General features: G+C 41.8%; 8 protein-coding genes. 4 read left to right on the top strand and 4 right to left on the bottom strand.

The genetic code is table 11. The features are described 5' to 3' along the window. Positions 1-189: 189 nt before the first annotated feature. Positions 190-561 carry an ABC transporter permease gene (locus tag CDG79_RS25125; protein WP_189525121.1) on the bottom strand — a complete coding sequence of 124 codons (372 nt, stop codon included), beginning with the start codon at positions 559-561 and terminating at the stop codon, positions 190-192. Here CDG79_RS25125 and CDG79_RS25120 point away from each other — a divergent pair. Beyond that, positions 544-1,056 carry a DUF3122 domain-containing protein gene (locus CDG79_RS25120; RefSeq protein WP_223278307.1) on the top strand — a complete coding sequence of 171 codons (513 nt, stop codon included), beginning with the start codon at positions 544-546 and terminating at the stop codon, positions 1,054-1,056. The genes CDG79_RS25125 and CDG79_RS25120 overlap by 18 nt on opposite strands. A gap of 140 nt (positions 1,057-1,196) precedes the next feature. Here CDG79_RS25120 and CDG79_RS25115 read toward each other — a convergent pair whose 3' ends face one another. Beyond that, positions 1,197-1,487: a hypothetical protein gene (locus CDG79_RS25115; RefSeq protein WP_094344559.1), complete on the bottom strand. Its 291-nt coding sequence runs from the start codon at positions 1,485-1,487 to the stop codon at positions 1,197-1,199. Positions 1,488-1,813: 326 nt separating this feature from the next. Next, entirely contained in the window at positions 1,814-2,653 is an 840-nt protein-coding gene (locus CDG79_RS25110) for a prephenate/arogenate dehydrogenase (protein ID WP_094344558.1), read from the bottom strand. A 70-nt stretch (positions 2,654-2,723) separates the two neighbouring features. On the opposite strand from CDG79_RS25110, the gene CDG79_RS25105 reads away from it, so the two are divergent. The 3 genes from CDG79_RS25105 (at position 2,724) to CDG79_RS25095 (ending at position 5,941) form a co-directional block, all read left to right on the top strand. Further along, positions 2,724-4,301 (top strand): pentapeptide repeat-containing protein, encoded by a 1,578-nt coding sequence (locus tag CDG79_RS25105; protein WP_094344564.1) that lies wholly within the window; start codon positions 2,724-2,726, stop codon positions 4,299-4,301. Positions 4,302-4,392: 91 nt separating this feature from the next. Next, entirely contained in the window at positions 4,393-4,986 is a 594-nt protein-coding gene (locus tag CDG79_RS25100; protein WP_094344557.1) for a DUF1517 domain-containing protein, read from the top strand. Positions 4,987-5,056: 70 nt separating this feature from the next. Next, the gene (locus CDG79_RS25095) at positions 5,057-5,941 is read left to right on the top strand and encodes a hypothetical protein (protein WP_094344556.1); all 885 of its coding nucleotides are present in this window, start codon (positions 5,057-5,059) and stop codon (positions 5,939-5,941) included. A gap of 295 nt (positions 5,942-6,236) precedes the next feature. On the opposite strand, the gene CDG79_RS25090 is transcribed toward CDG79_RS25095, so the two are convergent. Beyond that, positions 6,237-9,233, bottom strand: coding sequence for a zinc-dependent metalloprotease (locus CDG79_RS25090; RefSeq protein WP_094344555.1), 2,997 nt, complete (start codon positions 9,231-9,233; stop codon positions 6,237-6,239). Positions 9,234-9,586: the final 353 nt, after the last annotated feature.

Here is a 9,586-nt window from a genome sequence, read left to right as displayed (position 1 = left end):
GGGTAATGGGGACTGGGAATAATTAGTTACTATTACTTAGTGCCTCATCTCCCTCACTCTCCACTTAGCTCGCTCGGACTCTTTTGTAAATTAATATATATACTGCTAAAAGAAAAAAGAATAAAATACCTTGAAACATCCCAGCTAAAGCCAAGGGAAGTCCCAATTTTATCTGTACTAATTCGCTGCCTACATAACTACGTACAAAAGTGCCATAAAAAGACTGAATAAAATAATACTCAATGTACTGAACTGGCCAATAAAAGTAGCAATGATGGCAGTATAACTGTAACTTGGAGAAATGCTAAGGCGGAGTTTACTAATAGGGCCGAGGATTTCCCATACACTTGCTAAATCTGCCAATCCACCGTTAATTGGGAGAGTTAACCAAATGATGCGTAGGCATAGCCCGTCATAGACATCGCTATTTATTTCAGCATACACCACAGTTTTAAGATTAGAAGGTTGATTTGACAGAGAATTTTGACATCTCGGTGGAGCATCCCCGGCTCTAACCCTGAATTCTGCTGTAAAATGCGTCAAATGAAGCGAAAATTTCAACAATATTTTTGGTGTTGTGCCCTAGTAGGGTTTCTCACATTAACCGTATGTGGATGGGGTGTGGAGTCAGCCCAAGCACTGTTGCGTCAACATCATGACTCTCCTGGTATCTTACGCTACCATTCACAAGTATCGATCAAAGATGAAAAAGGATATGCTTGGCAAGTACTGCTATTCAAACAGAATTACACCAGTGCAGTAAAAGACTTGCGGTTGCGCTTAGTTGCTTTTCCGGGTGTCGTTGAAATTGCTCACCCCCAACCGTTGTTGATTGAGACAGCAGTCGGAAAATTGCTGAGTGCATCAGATGCTTATGCTTTGACTACACCTGTCCCCAATGTGGGAGAATATAACCTAACTAATATCTTATCGAAACTGCCAACAACTGATGCAATCAAACTTTATGTACCTCTCTTTAGTGGACAGCAATTGGTTCTCAAGATATCCAACACTATAGTTACTGAGTGGCAATGGTTAGTTACAGAAATTGATTAGTGAAAGCTATTAAATATTCAATATTAAGAATAACCCAATGGTGATGGGGGGCATAATTACTGCCTTCGGAGGCAGAAATCCTGTCTTCATATACTTATAAAGACGAGTTAAAGCCTCCCACATCACACGCAGGAGTAACGTTAGTCTTGAGACTCCTCAGAGATAGTTTCCGATTCGGTTTCAAGTTCTTCTGTTTGGACTTTAACTGGAGGTTTAACGGGTTTTGGTCCACGGGCTAGGGCAGGATTCCCCTGTTGCTTGTTTTCATCGCTGTAGGATGCTTTTTTACCTGTGCCTGACGAGCGATTACGGCTCGGTTTTGAGCTTTTAGGGTTGGATTCAATCGGAGTTATAGAATCCGTGTTTTCGGAATTGTTGTCAGTACTTGCTTGGGACTGACGTTCCGATTTCTTGATTGGACGTTCTACCATTGTTGATTTTTGTAAATTTATCTGTATAGTACATCGGTTTGGTGACTGTCAAACTGTTAAGTAGCATTTTTTAAAGATTTTATTGTTAAAATTATTAAATAGCTATGTTTATTGATTTACCAAGAAAGTAGTCACCTAAGTTTATCAACTATCTCAAAAAGCATTCTTGAAGAAGAATTCAGGAGTCAGAATTTAGAAGTCAGAATCAAGACGTTTGCGGATTTCTCATTAACTACTAAATTGCAGATTGAGTAGGGGGATAAAACCCATTTATCCGCTTTTTCAGTCAGAATTCAGAATTAATTTTGACTCCTGATTACTGAATTTTAATCAACAAAATCAGGTCGTGCCTTACCCGTTGATTTCAATTTTTGCTCTAAAACTGCCCAATTTTCTTGCTCAATTAAGTTAGTCAACTCATCGAGATTGTGACGATACTGTTGCAGCGATCGCAGCAATGCTTGACGATTATACTGCGCCATCATCACGCCTAACTCTGGATTCCCACCACCTACACGGCTGGTATCTCGAAAACCTGAACTAGCTAACTTTTGGGCTAATTCTAAAACATCGGGGTCAGTTTCACTCAAACAAGCCGCAATCAACGAGGAACTGACCATTACAGGTAAATGAGAAATCCAGCTAACCGCACGGTCGTGTTGCTCTGGTTGACAATAATAGATATTAGCCCCCAGCGATCGCACAATTTCTTCTACAACCGCAATTGCATTAGTTGGTGTTCTAGCTGTCGGTGTTAATACATAAGGTTTATCAACAAATAAATTCCGTTGTGCAGCTTCTATGCCACTGTCTGTTCTTCCCGCCATTGGATGACCGCCGATAAAATTATCCCAAAGGGGAGAAATCGCCTTGACTATCTGTGCTTTTGCCGAACCCACGTCAGTGACCACGGTAGTAGTAGACAAATGAGCGATCGTTTGCTGCAATTGGGGCACAATAAGCGCTAGAGGTGTACAAATAAATACAACCTCTGCGGCTGCTAAGAGACTCAGATCGACTGATGCTTCATCAACACTGCCGATAGCAACTGCCTTTTCACAGGTAGATTCACGGCGACTGACTCCTAAGATATGATGTCCTTGCGATCGCAAATCAAAGCCCAAAGATCCGCCGATTAGTCCCAGTCCTAAAATCCCAATATTCATTTTTGATTTTGACATTCCGTTTTTAATGACTTTACCAACTATTGAAGTTGGCATCCAAGGGGTAGCATCGATGACTGTAGAGGAATTACTAGAAAAATACGCAGCAGGAGTCTTAAACTTTAGTGGCGTTGACCTTGCGGAAGCTAATCTGAGTGGGGTAAAACTCAGTGGCGTGAATCTTAGCAATGCTAATTTGAGTATAGCTAACCTCAGTGGCGCGAATCTGAGTGAAGCTAACTTGAGCAATGCCAAGTTGAATGTAGCCAGACTCAGTGGTGCGAATCTATGCAGCGCCATTTTGAATAACGCTAGTCTCAATGTCGCTAATTTGATTCGAGCCGATCTCAGTCGCGCTCAACTTAAAGGAGCCTTGTTGATTCGCACTGAGTTAATTCGCGCTGACCTCAGTCGCGCTGACCTGTCGGAGGCTGACCTCACCAGCGCTGATTTGCGAGAGGCGACACTCCGCCAAGCAAATCTCCGCCACGCTAATTTGAGCGAGACTGTCTTGAGAGGCGCTTCTTTGACGGGAGCAAATTTAGAGATGGCTAACTTAAATGCTAGTGACCTCAGTCGTTGTGACCTGAGTGGTGCAAATTTGCGAGATACCGAACTCAGACAAGCGAATCTCAATCATGCTAACTTGAGCGGAGCAGATTTGAGCGGCGCGAACCTCCGGTGGGCAGATTTGAGCGGCGCGAACCTCCGGTGGGCAGATTTGAGCGGCGCAAAATTGAGCGGGGCTACTTTAATTGGCGCAGATTTAACCAATGCTAATTTAACGAATACAATTTTCATCCACGCCGATTTGACCCAGGCAAAATTAATTAGGGCGGAATGGATTGGTGCTGACTTAACAGGAGCAACTTTAACTGGGGCCAAGCTTTATGCCACCTCCAGGTTTGGTTTAAAAACCGAAGGGATGATTTGTGAATGGGTCGATCTTAGCCCAGCCGGCGATCGCTCCATTATCCAGAAGTTCCATTCCGAAGACTCACGAGACTTTTTTAACGAAACACCGCCCACAATCCGCATTATTGTTGATGCAGCCTTAGAACACGAAGCCAATTTTGCGATCGCAGGCGCTTACTACCAAATTGCTCAGGAATACCGAGGGCTGAAACAACCTCCAAGCATAGAAAGTGGTCGTCGTCGAACCGTTTTCACATTTTATATAGATAGCGACGAAGCATTATTTTCCACTGCTTACATTGTGATTCTTCCCTTTCTAGATGCGGCATCTACTCAAAAGAGTATTGCCAGTGTGGTGGAAATGATTAACAGTGAAGTTATTACAAACCAAGATTTAAAATCGCTAAAATCACCCCTTATTGTGAAACAATTAAATATTCTTCTAGAGCAAGCCATCAATCAGGCTACAACAATTAAACAGACAAAAAAAAATATTGAAGTAGCCGCAAAGTTAAATTTTTGTAAAGCCCCAACCCAAATAATTCTAACAAATTCTAGCGCCCACACTTTGATTGTTCATGACAATCCCAACTTTGGGAAAAGATTTATTAATCGTTCTGCTCTCAATGCTTCAACTTATGATGATATATCTAATGAGTCAATAAAATATGATATATTGCCTTCGTTAAATATGGTTACAGATTTTGTCAAAGGATTTCACTATATTAGTAATTAGAAATGGGGAATATGGAATGGCAAATAGGGCATTAGTTATTAGATTATTGACAAATGACCAATGACAAAAATCAAATTTATGGAGGACAAAAATGCGCGATACCTTTAATAAAATGATCGGTCGGACTCGCTATGTAGTCTTTCGCTTATTTCTGCACTTAGGGGGAGGTGAAGTAGCACCAATTTTGGGAGTATTAAATAGTGCTGGACGGGATGCGATCGATGTCGATGGTGACTTAGAAGTTTTAGGAGAAGGATTGGTAGAAATTAGCCAAACCCTGTTGCAATACGATGAATATTGGCTTTCGGCTGCCAACGAAGGTGATGTATTTTGGGATGAAGGCGAGGCGGGAGATTACGTTAACGAATTATTTACTGACTCGGCCGAAAGATATCTCAGCGAACCAGATTACAACTCTGACTCTAGCTCGAATGAACCTTTATCTATACCTGTAACCCGTAATGTCATTGTGATGATTACAGTAGCTTATGAAGGAGAAGTCCCAGAGTTAGAAACCGATCTTTCTAACGTTCAGGCACTTAAAGAAGGATTGAAAGCATTGATAAATTTGCATTATAAACATAGATTACAAGCAATCCAAGTGCATTTCTCCCCTGCACAGTTAGGTGATGACCTCACTAGCGACCAACTGTTGCAATATTACCCAGAATTGATTCCTTTATAATCTGTTGGGTAGTCCGTACTTACTACTCACATCGAGAAATTGTTAAGCTCAGAGATAGGACAATAATCCAATGATCATGACCATAGTACGTAAATTTACAGCAGTTTTTTTAGCTCTGAGTTTGTGTATCACAACTGTCGCTTGTGGTGGCGAAAACCAAACTAATCCCTCGGCTAAGAACGTTAACCAAACCTCTAATACCACAAAGCTAAGTGACGGTGAGTATCAAATACAACAAGCCACTTATGACGATGCAAGTGGTGAATATAACCTGTTTTTACTGAACAACAAGCCGCCAACCTTTGCAACCGAAAATCTGCAAATGGCACGGTTAACTGATGATGAAATCAAGCAGGGTAAGAAGACATATCTGAAGGTAGACAAAGGACAACCGATTTTATATCTGACGGAAGACTTTAAACTTGAGTACGTCCACAACGTTACCGAGAATAAAACCAATCCCCAAACAGGACAACAAGAGACGGTTGTAGTCCGTCGAGAAAATAGCTTCTGGGCACCATTTGCTGGGTCTGTGGCTGGTAGCTTGGCGGGACAAGCAATTGGTAGTATGTTGTTTAGACCTCAGTATTATGTACCTCCTGTCTATCAATCAGGACAAGGATTAAGTGGCTTCGGTGGATATGGCGGAAGTTATGGCCAAGCAGTTCAAAGCTACCAAACTCGCTACAATGCGCCACCCGCAGCCGTGACAAATCGCACTGCGTTCCGCAATACAGGGACAATTAGAAGGTCATATCCTGGAAATTCAAATGTACGCAATACACCGCGTAGCACTACAGGTAATAGCCGTCCTTCTGGTTCTGGTTTTGGTGGTAGTAACTTGCGACCCTCTGGTAACTCCAGCACTACTAAGCGCAATTCTGGCAGTAGTTTTGGTAGTGGACGTAGTACAGCACCCCGCCGCTCAAGTGGTTTTGGTAGCAGACGGCGTTAAGAAATTTTGTTGCCGATCGATGAAGAATGCTTGAGCAGGAAAGGTTTCAAGGTAGGGAAAACTAAAGCTCATTAACTCGTTGAATGCTTTTTGTTAGTCGATTGTTGGGAGATGTCGTTATAGAAATATATGACGACATCTCTCCAAAAAGAACTAAGGAACGTGGATTAAATAAAGTGTAAAAGTAGCGTGTGTTAGCAAGGAGAGTACCGCACCATTCTCCATTCCGTCAGAATTGCAGGTTATTAAGTTTGCATTCCTAAGAAAAAGCTGATTAATCGCGTCTCTAACTTTTTTAATTTCCTTGCAAGGGTGCGTTTAAGACTTTCTCGATGCGATCGCGCGTTTCTAGTAAGTGCGCTTTGGTGTATTCATCCTCGGAATTCACCCCTTTCAGTTGCTCATCTAGTTGTTTTAGTTTATACCAAGCTAAAGTCCGAGCATCTTCTGGTACAGATTCTTTACGTAATACCATAGCCGTCAAAATGTCTAGATATTGGCGCTGCAAGCCTCGCCGCAAACTAGAAATCTTCATTGGCTTCCCTTTTGGTTTGATTACTTCTGTCCAGATCCCTGATTGCAAGGTGTCAAATAGTTCCGGTAGAGTCAGTGCATTTTCTGGTTTCGTTTTGAGTTCAATATCCTTGAGCCGAGAAAGGCGATCGCCTGAGAGTAAATCCCGGAGCACAGAACCCTGCATGAGTAGCACCAAGTCATGAATAGGAAAATCTAAACGGCCAACTCGCGGAGAACTACCCCAATGTCGCCAACGGGAAGGTGCTAATTTATTCAGTAGTTCTGGTGAAAAGCTCAGGGCATCCTCTGCAAACACATACTTTTGCAGCGTCTCTAAAGCTTGCCGTTGTTCTTCAACTGGTACTGGTTCAAATGGTAATCTGTGTTGGCTAACTCCAGAGGGTATTTCGCTAGGGTGAATCCGATAGAAAGACTGTCCCCCAATGTATTTTGTAGTGTAGTATATTTGCTGAAAATAGTTACCCAATACTGTGCTAAAACGTTCGCTCACATCGCTGTAACCATCACCAGCTAATGGGTAACGCTTATCAAGACGTTGCCACATCACCCGCGAATTATTCAACTGCCACTGAGAATAAAGCAGCACATTACTGCTATTATCCCAAGCATCAGCAGTTGGGTCAAGGTCATACACATCTTCATCTGTAGAATAACTCAACTCTGGCTTATAGGATTGTGCAGCAATTTCTTCCAAAATTGGCTTCTCTGCTATGGGAGTTGATGTCTTAATTGGTATGTAGCCGTACTTAATCGCCCATTCATCATAAGGCCCCACCATACTAGGAAAATAATCTCCCTGTTTTGTCCCTTGAGGGGCAATATTTGGGGGAATGTAATCCATTACGGAAGTTGTCAGACCTTTATTTTTAGTAATTTCTGTATTATTCATCTCCTGTGGTGCTAACAGAGTACTACCACGGAAGTTATGACGTAAACCAAGGGTATGTCCAACTTCGTGAGCGATGATTAAACGTAAATATTGATTGATATATTCTTTCACCTGGTCTGGAGTGGCCATCGTATCTGGCAATAGTGACATCGCCAGTGAACCAAGGGCAAATTGATTAGCAGCTTCCATCCCATAGCATAAATCGTACTCGCCTGCCATTTTAGATAAACGATTTAACAACCCCTGTTGCCCTTCCATCTGCTGGGGTACACCATTGTTTTTTGCATCTAACCCATTGGCGCAAAGTAGCCGATTTTGCATCAAAGCTGATAGAGTAGTCTGGTTTTGTGCTTGGTTGGGTTGGACGATTTTGCGATACTCATTTTTGAGTGCCCGGATAAAGCTGGCATCTACGAGAATGTCTGCATCCAAAATTTCCCCAGTCAAAGGATTAACGCGGGATGGCCCCATTGCAAAATAACCATCGACTGTATTGATCCAGCGAACTGTGTTGTAACGAATATCAGCAGGATCCCATGTTGCATCATCGGGCATTTGGCGGACTTCAATTGCATCCTTAAATCCAGCTTTCAGAAAGGCCTTGTTCCACATTAAGATGCCTTCTTTCATCGCATCGCGGTACTCTAAGGGCACAGCGTTATCAATCCAAAAGACAATCGGTTTTTTGGGGCGAGAAATTACTGCTTTTGGGTCTTGTTTTTCTAAATCCCAACGATTTATGTAGCGGACAAAAGAATCGCCGCGATCGTCTTTGGATAAATCTTGATAGGCAGTGATGAAATAACCGATGCGATCGTCAGCAAGGCGCGGTCGATAATCTTTATCAGGTAGTTGGGAGAGACTATAGTGGACGCGCAGGGTAAAGCCACGGTTGTCAGGTAGCGATGCGAAGCCTGGTACTTCAGTCTCATGACCAGGGCCACCAGAGAAATTTAAAATGGACTCAATTTCTAAGTTTTGAGGAAAAGCTTTAGCAGTACCAAAATAGGACTGGTCAGTGGTTCCTGGGACTCCTAAACTTACAGATAATCCACCTAAATCTGTCAGTAATAAATCGCCCAAGTCGATGAGAATAGTTTTGCGTTGTGGATGAATGCTTTTAATTGCAATGCTGTAGAGAACAGAATCACTAAAAGACCGAGCTAGCGATCGCACTTGAGGATCTCCCTCACGAGTGCGAAAATTGACATTGCGGATGACAAAGTTTAATTTATCATCCACCCGTTGGAAATAAAATAAAAAATCTTGTAGAGGCATACCACTATAAATACCTCGTTCGCCAATGCCCGATTCCAGGGTTGCGGTAGCTAGGTAATTTTTGTTGAGTTGCTCTGGCTTAATTTCTAGATAAATTTTATTCTTTTCTTTATTGCGATAAAGGGTAAATAGTCCCCCTGACTTTTGGGTGTTTTTCACTACCTCATCAAATACCTCTAACTCATCCTTTGCTGTTGGTGTTTTGCCAGGTTTAGGCTTTTCTGGAGGTTTGGCAACTTGTAAAAATGGTTGCTGTGCTACTTTTTGAGGATCTTTTACTACCCAAATAAACGGTTGAGGTTGTGCGTGTTTATTTTGATTAACCACCCAAACTTGCCCTGATGGTAGCCTCTGTTTCTGAGGAATATTGATATTCTTGAGTGATAAAGCTGAGATTTTAGTTGAATCAGTTTCTGTCGTTAACTGACTATTGGCTGTAACTACAGATTCTATAACTTGCACAGCCTTATGGTTCGCTAACAACTCTGTATCAACTCTATTCAAAGATGGTGACTTGGCGCTAGCCGTTGCTATTCCTAAAAATAAACTATGTAACAAAATTATATAAAAAGTTAATCTGTTCTTCATCGCATCAATTCCCTGATAACTATCCCGTAATTTTTAACTTTTTCCAAGCTATTTAGCCTGCTTTTTTCTGATTTTTACATCAGAGTAGTAAATATCTGGGGAAAAAAGTATAACAAATTAACGAAATTCGGAAAAATACTTGATTTTTGAAGTAATTTTTCTGATGACACTTTATTTGTATCAGCAGAAGAAGCTTGAGGTGACTAAAGGGTAGCGAGAAGCTATCCTCCAGAAACGCTGTCAGTGTAGCCCATCGTAGATATCGACAACGCATGATATTTTTCGTGTAGTATTTATTGATACTATTCATTTTTGTCAATGAGAAGCAAACTAGCACAGAAAAATTTTTAGTT

Source organism: Nostoc sp. 'Peltigera membranacea cyanobiont' 232, from assembly GCF_002245985.1.
Classification (GTDB): Bacteria; Cyanobacteriota; Cyanobacteriia; order Cyanobacteriales; family Nostocaceae; genus Nostoc.
Note: the sequence above shows the minus strand (reverse complement) of the source record. Positions and strands in the feature narration are given on the sequence as shown.